This is a genomic window from Mesorhizobium xinjiangense (genome assembly GCF_009749525.1).
GTDB classification, from domain to species: domain Bacteria; phylum Pseudomonadota; class Alphaproteobacteria; order Rhizobiales; family Rhizobiaceae; genus Mangrovimarina; species Mangrovimarina xinjiangensis.
This window is the reverse complement of the sequence record NZ_WOAC01000002.1, coordinates 263,031-278,419: the sequence shown is the minus strand read 5'-3', so window position 1 is coordinate 278,419 and position 15,389 is coordinate 263,031. Positions and strand designations below refer to the sequence as shown.

Here is a 15,389-nt window from a genome sequence, read left to right as displayed (position 1 = left end):
CGAAATACGAATTACGCTGAGAAAACCGGGGCTTGCCCCGGTTTTCTTTTGTCCTGATTCACGTATTCAGCCAGATCTTCAGCCGTTCGACCGCCTGCTCCATCTCGGCCGGCTCGCCGGCATAGGAAAAACGCATGGTGCGGTGCCCCTCGAGCGGATCGAAATCGTGGCCGGGCGTCGCCGCCACATGCGCCTCGGCGATCATTCTTCGGGCAAAATCCATGCTGTCATTGGTGAACGCCGAGACGTCACAATAGGCGTAGAAGGCCCCATCCATGGGCGAGGCAAGCTTTAGACCGATCTGCGGAAGGCGCTCCGCGAGCATGCTCCGGCTCAACCGGTAGCGCTCCTTGATCCGGTCCAGTTCGTCGGTCGCCTCGAAGGCCCTGGCAGCGGCAATCTGGGAGAGCTCCGGTGCCGAGATGTAGAGGCTCTGCTGAATGCGTTCGACGGGCCGCAAGAGCGCCTCGGGCAGAACCATCCAGCCGATGCGCCATCCGGTCATGCAGTAATATTTGGAAAAGGAGTTGATGACCGCGACGTTCTGGTCGAAAGCCAGCGCCGTCGTGTCGGGCCCGCTGAAGGTCAGCCGGTGATAGATCTCGTCCGAGATCAGGCTGACGCCGAGATCGCGTGCGGCGGCAACCAGCGCTGCCAACTCGTCATGCGGGATGACGGAGCCGGTCGGATTGGCCGGACTGGCGAAAAGCAGCCCCTTGAACGGTCTCTCGCGCCATGCCGCCTCCAGCCTGGCGGGTGTCAGGTTTGCCTGCCCGTGCATGGGGATTTCCACGACCTCGATCCCGAGCGCCTTCATGATGTTGCGATAGGCGGGATAGCCGGGAGCGGTGATGGCGACGCGGTCTCCCGCATCGAACATGGCGAGGAATGCAAGGTTGAAGCCGGCCGAGGAACCTGTCGTCACGACAATGCGCGAAGGCGGCACATCGACGCCGTAGTGGCTCGAATAGTGCCTGGAGATCGTCTCGCGCAATCCTTTCAGGCCGAGCGCGTCGGTATAGCCGATCCGCCCGTGCTTCAACGCGGCGGCTGCGGCGGCACGCACAACGGCCGGCGCCGGATCGGACGGCTGGCCGACGGCCATGGAGATAATTGGCTTGCCCATGGCCTTGAGCCGGTTCGCCTCGGCCAGGACATCCATTGCGTGAAAGGGCTCGACCGCGCTGCGCTGCGACACCGATATCATGGCAACTCCCGAACAAACGAATCACACGCCGCACAATTGCCCGATTGCTTGAGGATCACAAATCCATGAACCGGCATGCTCTGTCTTTCCTTTGTGGTTACGCTCGTTTACCTGTTGATCCGTCATGCTGAACAAGATCAAGACCCGTTTCACCACCAGATTCGCCACCCATGTCCTGGCGGGCGGCTTGGCCGCGGCACAGTTCCTGGCACCCTCGAGCGCCGCACTGGCTCAGCAGCGCAGCCTGCCCATCGTCCGCGACGCGGAGATCGAGACGCTGGTGCGCGACTATTCGCAGCCGATCCTGCGGGCCGCCGGCCTGTCGAAATCCGGCATCGACATCGTCCTGGTCAACGACCGCAGCTTCAACGCATTCGTCGTCGGACGACGCATGTTCATCAATACCGGCGCGCTGATGACGGCCGAAACCCCCAACGAGATCATCGGCGTGATCGCGCATGAGGCCGGACATATCGCCGGCGGGCACCAGGAGCGCCTGCGCCAGCAATTGGCGCGCGCCCAGACCATGGCGATCGTCGCCGGCCTGCTCGGCATGGGCGCCGCGATCGGCGGCGCGCTGAGCGACAGCGGCGGCCTTGCCGGCGGCGGCGCCGGGCTGGCCATGGGCGGCGCGGAAATGGCGCGGCGCAGCCTTTTGAGCTATCAGCGCACCGAGGAGACGACGGCCGACCGCTCGGCCCTGCACTATCTCGATGCAACCGGCCAGTCCGCTCAGGGCATGCTCGATACGTTCAAGCGCTTCGCCAGCTCGCTGGCGTTGTCGGGAGCCCAGGTCGACCCCTACCAGATCAGCCACCCCATGCCGCGCGAGCGCATCGCCAACCTCACGGCGGCAGCGCAGGCAAGCCCCTATTTCTCCAGGAAAGACCCGTCCGATCTGCAGCTTCGTCACGACATGATACGGGCCAAGATCGCCGCCTACACAGGCGGCACCGGGGCGGCGGCACGCATTTTCAGGTCCAATCCGCGCAGCCTGCCGGGGCGCTATGGCGACGCCATATCGACCCATCTCTATGGCAGCCCACGCAATGCCCTGTCCAAGATCGACGGGCTGATCAGGGAACGGCCGAACAACCCCTATTTCCATGAAATGCGCGGCGAAATACTGATGAAGGCCAACCAACCGGCCGAGGCCGCTCGGGCCTATTCGGCAGCGCGCAAGCTCGACCGCGCCAATTCGCCGATCATCCAGATCGCCTACGGGCAGGCCTTGCTGGCGACCGGCAATCGCGATTCCGTGCGCGAGGCGGTGCGCCAGATTTCCGCCGCGCTCGACCGCGACCGCGAAATCCCTTCCGCCTACCGCTACCTCGCCCAGGCGCACGGCCAACTCGGTGAAATCGGCGAAGCCGAACTTGCCACGGCCGAAGGTCACTATTATTCGGGCCAGATCCAGGACGCGCGGCTATTCGCCACCCGCTCGCAGCAGAAATTCAAGCCCGGCTCGCCAAACTGGATCAGGGCCCAGGACATCATCAACGCCAAGCCGCCGCGCCGGCAAAATTGAACCGCTGCGGCGAATGGAGAAATTGAAATGAAGAATGCTGTTGCAATCGGCGCCGCCGCGATCGCGGTTTCGGCCGCCATGCTGGCTGCCGGGTTCGTTTCCGCACGCCAGGCGGCCGATGCCGGCCCGCCGGCCACCCGAACCGCCGGCAAGGCGCCGGTCATGGCGGATGCCGGGCGCGAAAACATCGAGACGGTCGTGCGCGACTATCTCTTGTCCAACCCGGAACTGCTGCTCGATGTGCAGGAGGCATTGCAGATCAAGCAGGAAGAAGCGAAGAAGCTGGCACAAAGCACGACCATCCGCGATGCGGCCAAGACGCTGTTCGAAGCCGAATATGACGGTGTGGTCGGCAACCCCGACGGTGCGTTCACCGTCGTAGAATTCTTCGATTACAATTGCGGCTACTGCAAGCGCGCCCTGCCGGACATGGAGGAAATGACGGCAACGGACCCGGAGGTCCGCTTCGTGCTCAAGGAATTCCCGATCCTGGGGCCGGATTCGCAGGCCGCCCATGTCGTGTCCATGGCCTTCCGCAATCTGATGCCGGAGAAATACGACACGTTCCACCGCCAGCTTTTGGGCGGCGCCGGCCGGGCCAATGAGGAAAGCGCCATGAAACTCGCGCTGGAACTCGGCGCCGACGAGAAGGCGTTGCGCGCGGAAATGGAGAACCCGGCCATCATGCAGGCCTTCAACGAGACCTACGAGCTTGCCAATCGCCTCGCCATCACCGGAACGCCTTCCTATGTGGTCGGCGAAGAAGTGGTGTTCGGCGCGCTCGGCCGGGACGTTCTAGAAGAGAAAGTGGCCAATCTGCGCGAATGCGGCGCAGCGGTCTGCTGACGGACTCACTTCATTTTAACCATAAAGTGCTTCTGTGGACGGGCGAACTTGGCGCTTGCGCTCTTTCCTGCGCCGACTATGCCCACTATAGAGGGTCCGGCGCGCCGCCAGGGTCGGCGCACATCCCGAGGTCCAGATGTCGAAAACTGTCTTCATACTCAACGGTCCCAATCTCAATCTGCTGGGCAAGCGCGAGCCGGGCATTTATGGTGGCAAGACGCTTGACGAAATCCGCGACGATTGCGTGGCGGCGGCGCGGGATCTGCAGATTTCGACCGAATTCCGGCAAACCAACCACGAGGGCGTGCTGGTCGACTGGATCCAGGAGGCGGGAGAAAAGGCCGGGGGGATCATCATCAATCCGGGCGCCTACTCCCACACCTCCATTGCCATTCACGATGCGATCCGAGGCGTCAAATTGCCGGTCGCAGAAGTTCATCTGTCCAACATTCACGCCAGGGAAGCGTTCCGCCACACCTCGATGGTCACGCCGGTCGCCGTCGGCATGATCTGCGGCTTCGGGCCGCTCGGCTACACGCTTGCCCTTCAGGCACTCGCGCCACAGCTCCAGGCGCGTGAAGAACAATAAGGATTGCACGACCGATGCCGACCAAGAAACCGGGAATCGACAACCAGCTCATTCGCGAACTCGCCGACATATTGAACGACACCAACCTGTCGGAGATCGAGGTGGAGCAGGACGACCTGCGCATTCGCGTGTCCCGTCAGGGCACCGTCGTCAACACCGTCGCCCCCGCGCCGGCACCGGCCATCGCCGCACCCGCGGCGCCTGCGCCGGCGCTCGAAGCCGCCGCGCCGGCTCCGGCGGCGAAGTCCAAGGCCAATTCCAGCAATGCCGTGCCCTCGCCCATGGTCGGCACGGCTTACGCCTCCGCAGCACCCGGCTCCCCGCCCTTCATCCAGGTCGGCCAGCAGGTGGGCGAAGGCGAGACCCTGCTGATCATCGAAGCCATGAAGACGATGAACCAGATCCCCTCCCCGCGCGCCGGCACGGTGACCGAAATCCTGTTCGAGGACGCTCAGCCGGTCGAATATGGCGAGCCCCTGGTGGTGATCGAGTAGAGCCGCCATGTTTCAGAAAATTCTCATCGCCAATCGCGGCGAAATCGCGCTGAGGGTGCTGCGCGCGGCCAAGGAGCTCGGCATCCCGACCGTGGTCGTGCATTCAACAGCCGACGCCGACGCCATGCATGTGCGCCTGGCCGACGAAAGCGTGTGCATCGGCCCGCCGCCGTCACGTGACAGCTATCTCAACATCCACCAGATCGTCGCCGCTTGCGAGATCACCGGAGCCGACGCCGTGCATCCGGGCTACGGCTTCCTGTCGGAAAACGCGAAGTTCGCCGACATCCTGGCGGCCCACAACATCACCTTCATCGGACCGACAGGCGACCATATCCGCGTCATGGGCGACAAGATCGAGGCCAAGCGCACGGCAAAGCGCCTCGGCATACCGGTCGTGCCGGGCTCGGACGGCGCGGTGAGCGACGAAATTGAGGCCAAGCGCATCGCCGCGGAAATCGGCTATCCCGTCATCATCAAGGCATCGGCCGGCGGTGGCGGACGCGGCATGAAGGTCGCCCGCAACGAGGCCGACCTGCAGATGGCGCTGGCAACCGCGCGATCGGAAGCCGGCGCAGCCTTTGGCGACGATGCGGTCTATATCGAGAAATATCTGGAAAAGCCGCGCCACATCGAAATCCAGGTCATGGGCGACGGTCACGGCCAGGGCATCCACCTGGGCGAGCGGGACTGCTCCTTGCAGCGGCGCCATCAGAAGGTGTGGGAAGAGGCTCTTTCACCGGCACTCAATGCCGAGGAACGCAAGCGCATCGGCGACGTCTGCGCCAACGCCGTCGCCGAGCTCGGCTATTCGGGCGCCGGCACGATCGAATTCCTCTACGAGGACGGCGGTTTCTACTTCATCGAGATGAATACGCGGCTTCAGGTCGAGCATCCGGTGACGGAGGCGATCACCGGTATCGATCTGGTGCACGAGCAGATCCGCGTGGCCTCCGGTGCCGGCCTGTCGGTCACGCAGGATGAGGTGCGCTTCGACGGCCACGCCATCGAATGCCGCATCAACGCCGAAGACCCGAGGACGTTTGCCCCCTCGCCCGGCACGATCAGCCATTTTCACACGCCGGGCGGCCTCGGCATTCGCGTCGATTCGGGCGTCTATTCCGGCTACCGGATTCCGCCCTATTACGACAGCCTGATCGGCAAGCTGATCGTCCACGGACGCAACCGCGTGGAATGCATGATGCGCCTGCGCCGAGCGCTCGACGAGTTCGTCGTCGACGGCATCCAGACGACGCTGCCGCTGTTTCGCGACCTCGTCGGCAATGCCGATATTGCAAACGGAAACTACGACATCCACTGGCTTGAAAAATATCTGGCCAAGGAGCAATAGGCGGGTGAGATGGGGCTTGGGATCGCCCGCCGGGCGGTCCTATATTGTTGACTGCATACGGCAATGCCCGTCACCGGCAACGGTATGGGCAAAGCCAAGAGCGGAGACCGACATAAAAGTCGTTTGGCCATGACACGCCCCTTCGCGCCCGGCTATCGCATACCCACCGACCTGTTGCTGAGAGCCTATGCGTCGGGCGTCTTCCCCATGGCCGAAAGCGCCGACGACCAGGAAGTTTTCTGGGTCCGGCCGGAGACCCGGGGCATCATACCGCTCGACGCCTTCCACATCCCGCGAAGCCTGCGCAAGGCGATACGCCGCCACGCCTTCGAAATCGCCTTCGATCACGACTTCGACGGCGTGATCGACGGCTGCGCGGAGGTGCGCCAGGAACGTTTGAGCACCTGGATCAACGGGCCGATACGCGACGCCTATGGACGGCTGTTCGACCTCGGCCACTGCCATACCGTCGAAGCCTGGCAGGACGGCCGGTTGGCCGGCGGGCTCTACGGAGTGACACTGGGACGGACCTTCTTCGGCGAAAGCATGTTTTCGCGCGTCGCCGACGCCTCCAAGGTGTGCCTGGTCCATCTCGTCGAGCGGCTGGCCGCGCACGGCTTCATCCTGCTCGACACGCAGTTCACGACCGAGCATCTCAAGCGGTTCGGAGCGATCGACGTGCCCAGGCGGCAATATGAGAAGCTGCTCGCAGAGGCGATCAAGGGCGAGGCGCGGTTTTAGCGCGCGTTCGCTTCGAACGGAAATGTTTGAAGCAAGGATATGCGCGCCAGATCAATATGCTGGAGCATGTACCTTTCGCTCAAACGATTCCGTTTGAGCGGGACATGTTCTACTGGGCCTTCGCCTCGGGCGCAGGCACGTCGGAGGCCTGCTTGCAGGTCTTCAGCCAGACGTCATAGACGGGGTGTTCCACGGCATTGAGGCCGGGGCTCTCGGCGAACATCCAACCGCTGAAGATGCGCCTGATCTTGCGGTCGAGCGTGATCTCGTCGACCTCGACGAAGGAGTCCGTTTTCGGCTCCTCGGTCTCGGGGCTCGAATAACACACGCGCGGCGTAACCTGCAGGGCGCCGAACTGCACCGTTTCGTCGACATAGACGTCGAACGTGATGATGCGCCCGGTGATCTTGTCGACGCCGGTGAATTCGGCGACCGGATTCTTGATCCGCTCCGCCTGCGCCGGTCCGGCCAATACGGCTGTGAAGACCGCGCCGGCGATCAGGAATGCTTTTGCGTTGAGACGCTTGTTCACCGGATCATCCACCCGTCGCATTGTGCCGAACCATCAGTCCGTCATTCTGGCTAGCTGCCAAATGTGGCGACAAAAGATCGTCCGCCGGCTGGCCGGCGGGCCCGCATCAGCCGCCCGGCGTCCAGGCATCGTAATCGCCCGTCACGCGCGGGCGTTCGCCGGGACGCGCCAGCGAACCGGGCGGACGGTAAGCCCCGGGCGTGCCGGTCAGGTTGGGCAGATGCGGCTTTTGCCATTCACGCGGCTTGTAGTTTTCATCCGCCGGCGACGTGTCGACGCGATGGTGCATCCAGCCATTCCAGCCGGGCGGGATGATCGAAGCCTCCGAATAGCCGCTATAGATGACCCAGCGGCGCGTGCGGCCCTCGGAATCCTTGCCGCCTTGGTAGTATGTGTTGCCGAATTCATCCTCGCCGACAAAGGTGCCCTTGCGCCAGGTATGAAAGCGCGTGGCGAGCGTCTGGCCATTCCACCAGGTGAAGAATTGCTTCAGGAACTGCGACATCGTCATCCTCTGTGTTTTGCGCGTCCAAATGAGACGCACGGCGCTCGAGGGCGTTATGGCGTCAGCGGCCGGCGAACGCAAGTGGAGGTTGGCCAACCCCCGTTACTCGGGGCAATCGCGTATGGATTTTGTCTTGCGGTATTACCCCCGCTCCTACCTGTTAGCGGACCGTCTTCGCATAGACGAGTGCGGGAATGCCGGATCCCTGGCAACCGCAATTGGCGGTGTTGCCGACGCGCTGGAAACCGAGCGCCTCGTAAAACGCAACGGCGCGCCGGTTCGCCTCCTCGACTTCGAGCTCGATGCGCCTGGCCTCGGGGAAGCTGTCGACGATCTCCTCGAACAACAGTCCGCCGGTTCCCTTCCCCTGAAACCCCGGCCGGACATAGAGCTGGCGCAGGCGCACCGTCTTTCCGTCCTCGGCCGCAACCGCGAAGGCCAGCCCGGCGAGGCGCGTTCCGTCATCGGCCACTACGAATTCCGAATTGGGTGCCGTAAGCTGCGCCCGCAGCGCCGGCAGCGAATGCCATTCGTCGGTGATCGCCGTCACCTTTTCCCGGCCGTAGATGGCGTCATAGGTGTCGTGCCAGGTTTCGACGAGCAACGCCCGCACAGCTGCCAGATCGGCCTCGCCGGCCGTGCGCAAAAACATCGTCACTCGACCCCGAGCTTGGCCTTCACCAGCGCGTTGACGGCCTGCGGATTGGCCTTGCCGCCGGTCGCCTTCATCACCTGGCCGACGAACCAGCCGGCGAGCGTCGGCTTGGCCCTGGCCTGCTCGACCTTGTCGGGATTGGCGGCGATGACCTCGTCGACGGCCTTTTCGATGGCGCCGGTGTCGGTGACCTGCTTGAGACCGCGGCTCTCCACCAACTCCTTGGGATCGCCGCCCTCGTTCCAGACGATCTCGAACAGGTCCTTGGCGATCTTGCCGGAGATGGTGCCGTCCTTGATGAGGTCGATGACGGCGCCAAGCTGGGCGGCCGAAACCGGAGTCTCTTCAATGGTTTTGCCAGTTCTGTTCAAGGCGCCCAGGAGGTCGTTGATGACCCAGTTGGCGGCGGCCTTGCCGTCACGCCCGGCCGCAACCTGCCAGAAAAAGTCGGCAATTGCCTTGTCGGACACGATGATCGAGGCGTCATAGGCCGAAAGGCCGAGTTCGGCGACGAGACGCTTCTTGATCTCGTCGGGCAGTTCGGGAAGGTCGACCGCGAGCGCGTCGACATAGGCCTGGTCGAATTCCAGCGGCAGGAGATCGGGGTCGGGGAAATAGCGGTAGTCGTGCGCTTCCTCCTTGGAACGCATGGACCGCGTTTCGCCCTTGGCGGGATCGAACAGCCGGGTTTCCTGCGCGATCGTGCCGCCGTCCTCCAGGATCGCGATCTGACGACGCGCCTCGTAGTCGATGGCCTGGCCGATGAAGCGGATCGAGTTGATGTTCTTCATCTCGCAGCGCGTGCCGAAATCCCCGCCGGGCTTGCGCACGGACACGTTGACATCGGCCCTGAGCGAGCCTTCGTCCATATTGCCGTCGCATGTGCCCAGATAGCGCATGATGGAGCGCAGCTTGGTCACATAGGCCTTGGCCTCGTCGGCCGAACGCATGTCCGGCTTCGACACGATTTCCATCAGCGCGACGCCCGACCGGTTCAGGTCGACATAGGACATGGTGGGATGCTGGTCGTGCATCGACTTGCCCGCATCCTGCTCCAGGTGCAGCCGCTCGATGCCGATCTCGATGTCCTCGAAATTGCCTTGCCGGTCGGGACCGACGGACACGACCACCTTGCCCTCGCCGACGATCGGCTGCTTGAACTGCGAGATCTGATAGCCCTGCGGCAGATCGGGATAGAAGTAGTTCTTGCGGTCGAAGACGGATTTCAGATTGATCTCGGCCTTCAGGCCAAGCCCGGTGCGGATTGCCTGCTTGACGCATTCCTCGTTGATGACCGGCAGCATGCCGGGCATGGCCGCGTCGACCAGGCTGACATTGGCATTCGGCTCGGCGCCGAAATTGGTCGGCGCGCCGGAAAACAGCTTGGATTTCGAGATGACCTGGGCGTGGACCTCGAGGCCGATGATGATCTCCCAGTCGCCGGTGGCTCCGGGAATCAGGCGTTTGGGGTCGGGCGTGCGTGTATCGACGATGCTCATAGCGTTCCGGATCATGTCTGGCGGGTACTGCCGGTTCGCTAGACCAATCGTGCCGTCGAGGCAAGACTTTCGGAGCGCCGGACGGGGCGGACCTGACTGCATGACGGCGCGGCATCATTCATGCGACGCTATTGCCGATCGGACGGAAGCGCTGCGCGCCGAAGCCTTGAGTTCGCCGGCGCGAGACAGTCACGCGGCGAGGTCGATCAGGATTTTCAACTGCGCCTTTTTGCCCGACCGGTCGAGCAGAGCATCGAATCCTTCGACGACGGCTCGATCGAGGCCGATACGCTTGGTGATGACCTTCTTGGCCGGCAGCAGCCCGGACGCAATCAGGCGGATAACACGCGGCCAGTAGTGAGTAGGGCAAGCCCAGGAACCTCGCACGTCGATGTCCTTGAAGGTAACCTGAAACCAGTCGAGTGGATTTTCGTGCGGATGGAGCCCCGTCTCGACAACGATGCCCTGCTTGCGCACGGCGTCGACGCAGTCTTTCAACGCATGCTCGTCGCCGACGCACTCGATCGCCACGTCGCAACCCACCCCACCTTCGGTCCGGGCGCGCACGACCTCGCCCGGCCGCTCCTGGTGTGGATTGATGGGGATCACCTCGGGCAGGATCGAGCAGGCCAGTTCGAGCCGTGCCGGGTTGGTCGACGACACGAAGAGCGGTTCGGCACCCGCCGCACGAGCGGCAAGCAGGGTAAGCACGCCGATCGGTCCGGCGCCGGTGACAAGAACGCTGTTGCCGGCCATCACGCCGCCTCGGTCGCAGGCATAGACCGCCACCGCCGTCGGCTCCACCAGCGCAGCCTCTTCGTCGGTCATCTCGTCAGGAATCTTCTGCACATTGTAGTCGTTGAGCATGGCATATTCCGCCATTCCGCCCCATGGCCAGCTCAGGCCGGCCAGCGCCAGATTCTCGCTAAGATGGAAGAGTCCGCGATCGGTGTAAGAGTCACCGGCGCGCGGCATGATGAGTGGCTGCACGGACACCCGGTCGCCGGCTGCCAAGTCGCTAACCCCATCGCCCACCGCCTCGACGACACCGCCGAATTCATGGCCAAGAATTTGCGGCCCGTGCGCACCTGTGAAGGGATGCGGCTCGACCGGGATGAAGATCGGGCCATAGGCATATTCGTGCAAATCCGTGCCGCAGATGCCGACGAACCGGTTGCGAATCAGAACCTGGCCGGCAGGAGGCTGTGCATCAGGATTGTCGACATGCTCGACGCGCAGGTCCTTCGCTGCATGGAAACGGAGTGCTTTCATGGTGTCACGCCTTCTGACTTGCGGCGCTTCGCATCGAGGTCTTGGCGCCGTCATCGCAATCGGGCCGTTCCGAGCAGCCAGGTCACTGCAATCGCGGCCCTGTCTGATACACATACCTTAGGTTGTTGATTGCTACTTTGCCCTCTATAGTAGCGGGCGTCGAACAGATTGTCTACGATTTGCTCAAGAGCATGCGATGAAAGGCAAGACGACGCGGTCGGCACTGCCGCGGCGCCGAACCGCAACTGCGGTCATGAGATCAATTGTCCGCAACGAGATACGGATTCGGCATCATGAACACCGGATCCTCGGGCGATCAGAAAGGCGGGCTACTCCTAGCGCGCATTCGCTTCAAGGTGCTACGCGGTCGCGATATAGGTACGGATCTCTTCCGCTTCCTTCTCGACTTCCTGAATGCGCCGCTTGACGACGTCGCCAATCGAGATGAGGCCCACCAGCCTGCCGTCGCGTTCCACCGGCAGGTGACGGAACCGACCCTCGGTCATGATCTCCATGACGTCGTGGACAGTGTTGCCTTCATGACAGACCTTCACCTTGGACGTCATGGCGAAGGAGACCGGTTTCGATAAAAGGTCGGGGCCGCCGGCAGCCAGCGCGCGCACGATATCGCGTTCGGAGATGATGCCGGCGATCTTGGCCTCGCCCCTGGTCACGACGATGGCGCCAATCTTGTGCACGGCGAGTGTGTGCACCGCCTCCGACAAGGGGCGATTGGGTGCGATCGTAAAAACATCTGTGCCTTTCTCGGCTAGGATGGATTTGACGGTCATGGCGTCCTCCTGGGCATGATGCCAAGTCTGCCCCCTTCCACATCTCCGGCATGGCATGGTGCGCCGGGTTTCAAGCCTTTGCAAGTCCATGGCGCCGATGCCGACAATTCATGCCGGCAGCTTCCGGTCGAACAGGCGCACGCCGAGAAAGCCGGCCAGGAATCCGCCGATATGGGCTTCCCAGGCAATCGTCGCCACGCCGCCGGGCGCCGCGCCGGCCAGCCCGGTCACGATATTGATGACCATCCACACGCCGAGAAAGGTGGCGACGGTGCGCGAGCGCAGGATGTCCGGCAATCCCAGGATCGGCCCCGCAAATATCGAGCGCCCATCCGTGCGGTCGATCCAGAAGCCATAGCGCGCCGCCGCCCCCATCATGCCCGAGATCGCACCCGATGCGCCGACCAGCGGCGCATCGCTGAGTGGGTGGAGAACATAGTGCAACAAAGCCGCGGCAAGCGCCGTGACGGCCCAGAAGGCAACGAAGCGCAGATTGCCCTGCCGGTTTGCCAGCGGCGAGCCGAATGCGGCAAGCCAGATCATGTTGACGACGAGATGCGCCACGCCGCCATGCATCAGCGAATAGGTAAACGGGCTGGTGAAGGCGTAAAGGTCATAGCCGTAATCGCCCGAATAGCGCAGCGGGATGAAGGCGCCGGCGATCAGCAGTTCGAAATTCTGCCGCGGCGTCAGAACATAGGCCTGCAGCAGGAAGATGCCGACACACAGGGCCGCGAAGACGAGGACGACGCCGGGAATGTTGAATGCCGGCTCACGACCGCCCCGCCTGCCGCCATCGTGCCTGTTCTGCATGGGCTGTGGACTGTTCGGCATGGATGGTCTCTCTCGGCCTAGTCGTCGTTGATGTGGCTTGCGGTAACAACCGTTAAAAAATGGCCGTTTGGAGATCGCAGCAAGCAGCCCCGCAAACGCCGCTTTACCGTCACCATAAATGGCATTTCTCTGGCAGACCTGAAGAAATGCCGGCGAACCGGCTGTTCATGGCGTAGAGCACGCCGCGCGCGGCCTGCGCAATATCAACCATTTGTTAACCACGATTGAAGCGCTCCGTGAACAATTCGTTAATTCGACTGGCACGCTTCCTGCTCAGTCCGTCATGTATCACGCAGGCAAGCACCCCCTGTGCACTGGTGAGACACCCAGGACGAATTTGAAGGGCGGGAACAGATGAAACACCAAGGAACAGTCGCACTTTTCCAGTATTGGGACAGATTGCGTCAAGGACGGCCGGCGCCGCAGCGCACGCAGATCGAGCCGGCGGCGATCAAGGCGCAGTTGGCCGACACGTTCATCCTCGAGCAGGATCTGCGCGGCGAGGCGGTGTTCCGGCTCGCCGGGACGCGGCTTTGCGCCACGCTCGGTCGTGAGCTCAAGGGCTTCTCCTTCGCTTCGCTTTGGGCCGCGCCCGACCAGGGAATGATAACCAGCCTTACCGACGCCGCCCTGACGTCGAATAGCGTCTCCGTGCTGACCTATGACGGCCTCACACGTCATGGTCGCAAGCTTGGGTTCGAACTGATCCTTCTCCCCCTCGACGGCAAGGGGCAGGACGGACGGATCCTCGGCGTGGCAACGCCGGCCGAAAAGACGGTCTGGCTGGGCGCCGAGCCGATCGTGGAAAACCGGATCAACGCCATGCGCTTCATCGATCCGGAGCGTGAACGCCACTTTCTGGGCAGCCGCCCCGCGCTTGCCGTGCCGCCTCTTGTCCCGAGCGACTCCAGTCTCGGAGCGGCCGCAACCGACGGCACCCGGCGTATCCGGCACCTCGTCGTGCTGGAGGGCGGACGCGAGCCGGAGTGATCTGCCGCCATACATGGTGAACGCAGGCGGCCCTGTCGTGCCGCGGACTTACCGCTTGTTAACCGACACACCAGTATTTTGACCAAAGCGAAGCGCGCTGCGCTGCGCAGGGGCAAAGAGGTGGGCGGAACAAGATGATGTCAGCGGCGATCGAATCCGTGCCGTCGCGTCCGGAGCGGCGCTATTTCCAACGGGTGAGTGTCACGATCTACGGTCGTTTCATGCTCGAGGACAGAAGCGAGCACGATTGCCAGGTGATCGACATGTCACCGGGCGATGTGCTGTTTCGTTCGCAAAGGGTTGGGCATCTCGGCGAGAAGGTGATCGCCTATCTCGACCATATCGGTCGGGTGGAAGGCGTGATCACGCGCAAGCAGGACGACGGGTTCGCCGCCCGCATCATCGCCTCCGAGCGCAAGCGCGACCGTCTCGCGGCACAGCTCACCTGGCTCGCCAACAAGCACGAGCTGGATCTGCCCGAAGACCGCCGCCACGAACGCGTCACGCCGCGCAACCCGATCAGCGCGATCAGGCTGGAGGACGGACGCGAATTTCGCTGCCGCATCGTCGACCTATCGATGTCAGGTGCGGCCATCGAGGTCGAGACGCGCCCCGGCGTCGGCACACCGGTGACGCTCGGCACGATGCGCGGGCGCGTCGTGCGGCATTTCGAGGAAGGCGTGGCCATCGAGTTCGCCATGATCCAGCGGCCCGAAATGCTCGAAGCGCAATTCAGCACGGTCAACCAGCGCTGAACCGTCGTTTGAGAGCGCTTGCCGTTCGCATGGCGCGTTCCCCGGACGTTCCGATATCTTACCAAAACCTAACGGATTTCTGTCCAAATCCTTTATTTCTTTAGTCAAATCCGCGCACGGCGCTTTGCGTGAAATAAATCCGGCGATGCCATTGTCTCCCTCAACTGAGGAGACATGTTCATGCGTAAAATCGTCGGTATATTGCTTGGCGCATTGCTTCTCGCACCCTTCATGGCACATGGTGCCGGCGCAACGCCTGCCGGCGCGTTTATGCCCACCGGCAGCAGGACCTCGCAGCCGATCGGTCATTTCGAGCTGTGCCAGCGCGATCCGGCGGAATGCCGCCGCAGCGCCGGCCGTGTCGCGCCGGTCAAGCTTTCGCCCAAGCTGTGGGACGCGATCATCGAGATCAACGACGAGGTGAACCGGTCCGTCACCCCGATGACCGACCGCGAGATCTGGGGCATCGAGGAATACTGGTCCTATCCCGACAGCGTCGGCGATTGCGAGGATTTCGTGCTGGAGAAGCGCCGGCGGCTGATCGCGCTCGGCGTTCCGGCGGCCAACCTGCTCATCACCGTGGTCAAACAGCCCAATGACGAAGGACATGCGGTGCTGTCGGTCCGCACGGATCTCGGCGATTTCATCCTCGACAACATCGAGTCGCGCGTCCTCGCCTGGACGGATACCGAGTACCGCTATCTCAAGCGCCAGTCGGAGCGCAACGCCGGCGCGTGGGTATCGATCGAGGACGGCCGCGACGTGGCCGTCGGCAGCGTTCGCTGAATCGAACGCAGGGT

At 63.0% G+C, this 15,389-nt stretch carries 17 protein-coding genes; 9 read left to right on the top strand and 8 right to left on the bottom strand.

All coding sequences use genetic code 11. The features are described 5' to 3' along the window. Window positions 1-58: 58 nt before the first annotated feature. Complete coding sequence (locus GM909_RS03640; RefSeq protein WP_157014834.1) at window positions 59-1,207, bottom strand: pyridoxal phosphate-dependent aminotransferase; 1,149 nt, start codon at window positions 1,205-1,207, stop codon at window positions 59-61. A 124-nt stretch (window positions 1,208-1,331) separates the two neighbouring features. On the opposite strand from GM909_RS03640, the gene GM909_RS03635 reads away from it, so the two are divergent. The 6 genes from GM909_RS03635 to aat all read left to right on the top strand — a co-directional run bounded on the left by GM909_RS03635 (window position 1,332) and on the right by aat (window position 6,756). Further along, window positions 1,332-2,735 carry a M48 family metalloprotease gene (locus GM909_RS03635; protein WP_157014833.1) on the top strand — a complete coding sequence of 468 codons (1,404 nt, stop codon included), beginning with the start codon at window positions 1,332-1,334 and terminating at the stop codon, window positions 2,733-2,735. A 27-nt stretch (window positions 2,736-2,762) separates the two neighbouring features. Continuing rightward, on the top strand, window positions 2,763-3,581 hold the full coding sequence (locus tag GM909_RS03630) for a DsbA family protein (RefSeq protein ID WP_157014832.1): 819 nt from the start codon (window positions 2,763-2,765) through the stop codon (window positions 3,579-3,581). Between the two features lie 136 nt (window positions 3,582-3,717). Beyond that, window positions 3,718-4,170, top strand: coding sequence for a type II 3-dehydroquinate dehydratase (aroQ, locus tag GM909_RS03625; protein WP_157014831.1), 453 nt, complete (start codon window positions 3,718-3,720; stop codon window positions 4,168-4,170). Window positions 4,171-4,184: 14 nt separating this feature from the next. Beyond that, a complete protein-coding gene (gene accB, locus GM909_RS03620) occupies window positions 4,185-4,664 on the top strand; it encodes an acetyl-CoA carboxylase biotin carboxyl carrier protein (RefSeq protein ID WP_157014830.1) in 480 nt (159 codons plus the stop codon). Between the two features lie 7 nt (window positions 4,665-4,671). Beyond that, the gene (accC, locus tag GM909_RS03615) at window positions 4,672-6,015 is read left to right on the top strand and encodes an acetyl-CoA carboxylase biotin carboxylase subunit (RefSeq protein WP_157014829.1); all 1,344 of its coding nucleotides are present in this window, start codon (window positions 4,672-4,674) and stop codon (window positions 6,013-6,015) included. A 129-nt stretch (window positions 6,016-6,144) separates the two neighbouring features. After that, the gene (aat, locus tag GM909_RS03610; RefSeq protein WP_157014828.1) at window positions 6,145-6,756 is read left to right on the top strand and encodes a leucyl/phenylalanyl-tRNA--protein transferase; all 612 of its coding nucleotides are present in this window, start codon (window positions 6,145-6,147) and stop codon (window positions 6,754-6,756) included. A gap of 109 nt (window positions 6,757-6,865) precedes the next feature. On the opposite strand, the gene GM909_RS03605 is transcribed toward aat, so the two are convergent. The 7 genes from GM909_RS03605 to GM909_RS03575 all read right to left on the bottom strand — a co-directional run bounded on the left by GM909_RS03605 (window position 6,866) and on the right by GM909_RS03575 (window position 12,844). Next, window positions 6,866-7,258, bottom strand: a complete 393-nt coding sequence (locus GM909_RS03605; protein WP_157014957.1) for a DUF2155 domain-containing protein — start codon at window positions 7,256-7,258, stop codon at window positions 6,866-6,868. Between the two features lie 136 nt (window positions 7,259-7,394). Next, window positions 7,395-7,793 carry an NADH:ubiquinone oxidoreductase subunit NDUFA12 gene (locus GM909_RS03600; RefSeq protein ID WP_157014827.1) on the bottom strand — a complete coding sequence of 133 codons (399 nt, stop codon included), beginning with the start codon at window positions 7,791-7,793 and terminating at the stop codon, window positions 7,395-7,397. Between the two features lie 160 nt (window positions 7,794-7,953). Next, complete coding sequence (locus GM909_RS03595; RefSeq protein ID WP_157014826.1) at window positions 7,954-8,445, bottom strand: GNAT family N-acetyltransferase; 492 nt, start codon at window positions 8,443-8,445, stop codon at window positions 7,954-7,956. A gap of 2 nt (window positions 8,446-8,447) precedes the next feature. Next, complete coding sequence (gene gatB, locus GM909_RS03590) at window positions 8,448-9,947, bottom strand: Asp-tRNA(Asn)/Glu-tRNA(Gln) amidotransferase subunit GatB (protein WP_157014825.1); 1,500 nt, start codon at window positions 9,945-9,947, stop codon at window positions 8,448-8,450. Between the two features lie 189 nt (window positions 9,948-10,136). Beyond that, window positions 10,137-11,219 (bottom strand): 2,3-butanediol dehydrogenase, encoded by a 1,083-nt coding sequence (locus tag GM909_RS03585; protein ID WP_157014824.1) that lies wholly within the window; start codon window positions 11,217-11,219, stop codon window positions 10,137-10,139. A 359-nt stretch (window positions 11,220-11,578) separates the two neighbouring features. Next, on the bottom strand, window positions 11,579-12,010 hold the full coding sequence (locus tag GM909_RS03580; protein WP_157014823.1) for a CBS domain-containing protein: 432 nt from the start codon (window positions 12,008-12,010) through the stop codon (window positions 11,579-11,581). Window positions 12,011-12,118: 108 nt separating this feature from the next. Then, on the bottom strand, window positions 12,119-12,844 hold the full coding sequence (locus tag GM909_RS03575) for a rhomboid family intramembrane serine protease (RefSeq protein ID WP_157014822.1): 726 nt from the start codon (window positions 12,842-12,844) through the stop codon (window positions 12,119-12,121). A 354-nt stretch (window positions 12,845-13,198) separates the two neighbouring features. On the opposite strand from GM909_RS03575, the gene GM909_RS03570 reads away from it, so the two are divergent. The 3 genes from GM909_RS03570 (at window position 13,199) to GM909_RS03560 (ending at window position 15,375) form a co-directional block, all read left to right on the top strand. Then, on the top strand, window positions 13,199-13,834 hold the full coding sequence (locus tag GM909_RS03570) for a PAS domain-containing protein (RefSeq protein WP_157014821.1): 636 nt from the start codon (window positions 13,199-13,201) through the stop codon (window positions 13,832-13,834). Between the two features lie 134 nt (window positions 13,835-13,968). Continuing rightward, window positions 13,969-14,589, top strand: a complete 621-nt coding sequence (locus GM909_RS03565) for a PilZ domain-containing protein (protein WP_157014820.1) — start codon at window positions 13,969-13,971, stop codon at window positions 14,587-14,589. 180 nt (window positions 14,590-14,769) lie between these two features. Continuing rightward, complete coding sequence (locus GM909_RS03560) at window positions 14,770-15,375, top strand: transglutaminase-like cysteine peptidase (protein WP_157014819.1); 606 nt, start codon at window positions 14,770-14,772, stop codon at window positions 15,373-15,375. Window positions 15,376-15,389: the final 14 nt, after the last annotated feature.

What these genes read in the sequence shown, in the direction of transcription:
- GM909_RS03640 (WP_157014834.1), bottom strand. Translation starts at nt 1,207, where the DNA reads ATGATATCGGTGTCGCAGCGCAGCGCGGTCGAGCCCTTTCACGCAATG.
- GM909_RS03635 (WP_157014833.1), top strand. Translation starts at nt 1,332, where the DNA reads ATGCTGAACAAGATCAAGACCCGTTTCACCACCAGATTCGCCACCCAT.
- GM909_RS03630 (WP_157014832.1), top strand. Translation starts at nt 2,763, where the DNA reads ATGAAGAATGCTGTTGCAATCGGCGCCGCCGCGATCGCGGTTTCGGCC.
- aroQ (WP_157014831.1), top strand. Translation starts at nt 3,718, where the DNA reads ATGTCGAAAACTGTCTTCATACTCAACGGTCCCAATCTCAATCTGCTG.
- accB (WP_157014830.1), top strand. Translation starts at nt 4,185, where the DNA reads ATGCCGACCAAGAAACCGGGAATCGACAACCAGCTCATTCGCGAACTC.
- accC (WP_157014829.1), top strand. Translation starts at nt 4,672, where the DNA reads ATGTTTCAGAAAATTCTCATCGCCAATCGCGGCGAAATCGCGCTGAGG.
- aat (WP_157014828.1), top strand. Translation starts at nt 6,145, where the DNA reads ATGACACGCCCCTTCGCGCCCGGCTATCGCATACCCACCGACCTGTTG.
- GM909_RS03600 (WP_157014827.1), bottom strand. Translation starts at nt 7,793, where the DNA reads ATGTCGCAGTTCCTGAAGCAATTCTTCACCTGGTGGAATGGCCAGACG.
- GM909_RS03595 (WP_157014826.1), bottom strand. Translation starts at nt 8,445, where the DNA reads ATGTTTTTGCGCACGGCCGGCGAGGCCGATCTGGCAGCTGTGCGGGCG.
- gatB (WP_157014825.1), bottom strand. Translation starts at nt 9,947, where the DNA reads ATGAGCATCGTCGATACACGCACGCCCGACCCCAAACGCCTGATTCCC.
- GM909_RS03585 (WP_157014824.1), bottom strand. Translation starts at nt 11,219, where the DNA reads ATGAAAGCACTCCGTTTCCATGCAGCGAAGGACCTGCGCGTCGAGCAT.
- GM909_RS03580 (WP_157014823.1), bottom strand. Translation starts at nt 12,010, where the DNA reads ATGACCGTCAAATCCATCCTAGCCGAGAAAGGCACAGATGTTTTTACG.
- GM909_RS03575 (WP_157014822.1), bottom strand. Translation starts at nt 12,844, where the DNA reads ATGCCGAACAGTCCACAGCCCATGCAGAACAGGCACGATGGCGGCAGG.
- GM909_RS03570 (WP_157014821.1), top strand. Translation starts at nt 13,199, where the DNA reads ATGAAACACCAAGGAACAGTCGCACTTTTCCAGTATTGGGACAGATTG.
- GM909_RS03565 (WP_157014820.1), top strand. Translation starts at nt 13,969, where the DNA reads ATGATGTCAGCGGCGATCGAATCCGTGCCGTCGCGTCCGGAGCGGCGC.
- GM909_RS03560 (WP_157014819.1), top strand. Translation starts at nt 14,770, where the DNA reads ATGCGTAAAATCGTCGGTATATTGCTTGGCGCATTGCTTCTCGCACCC.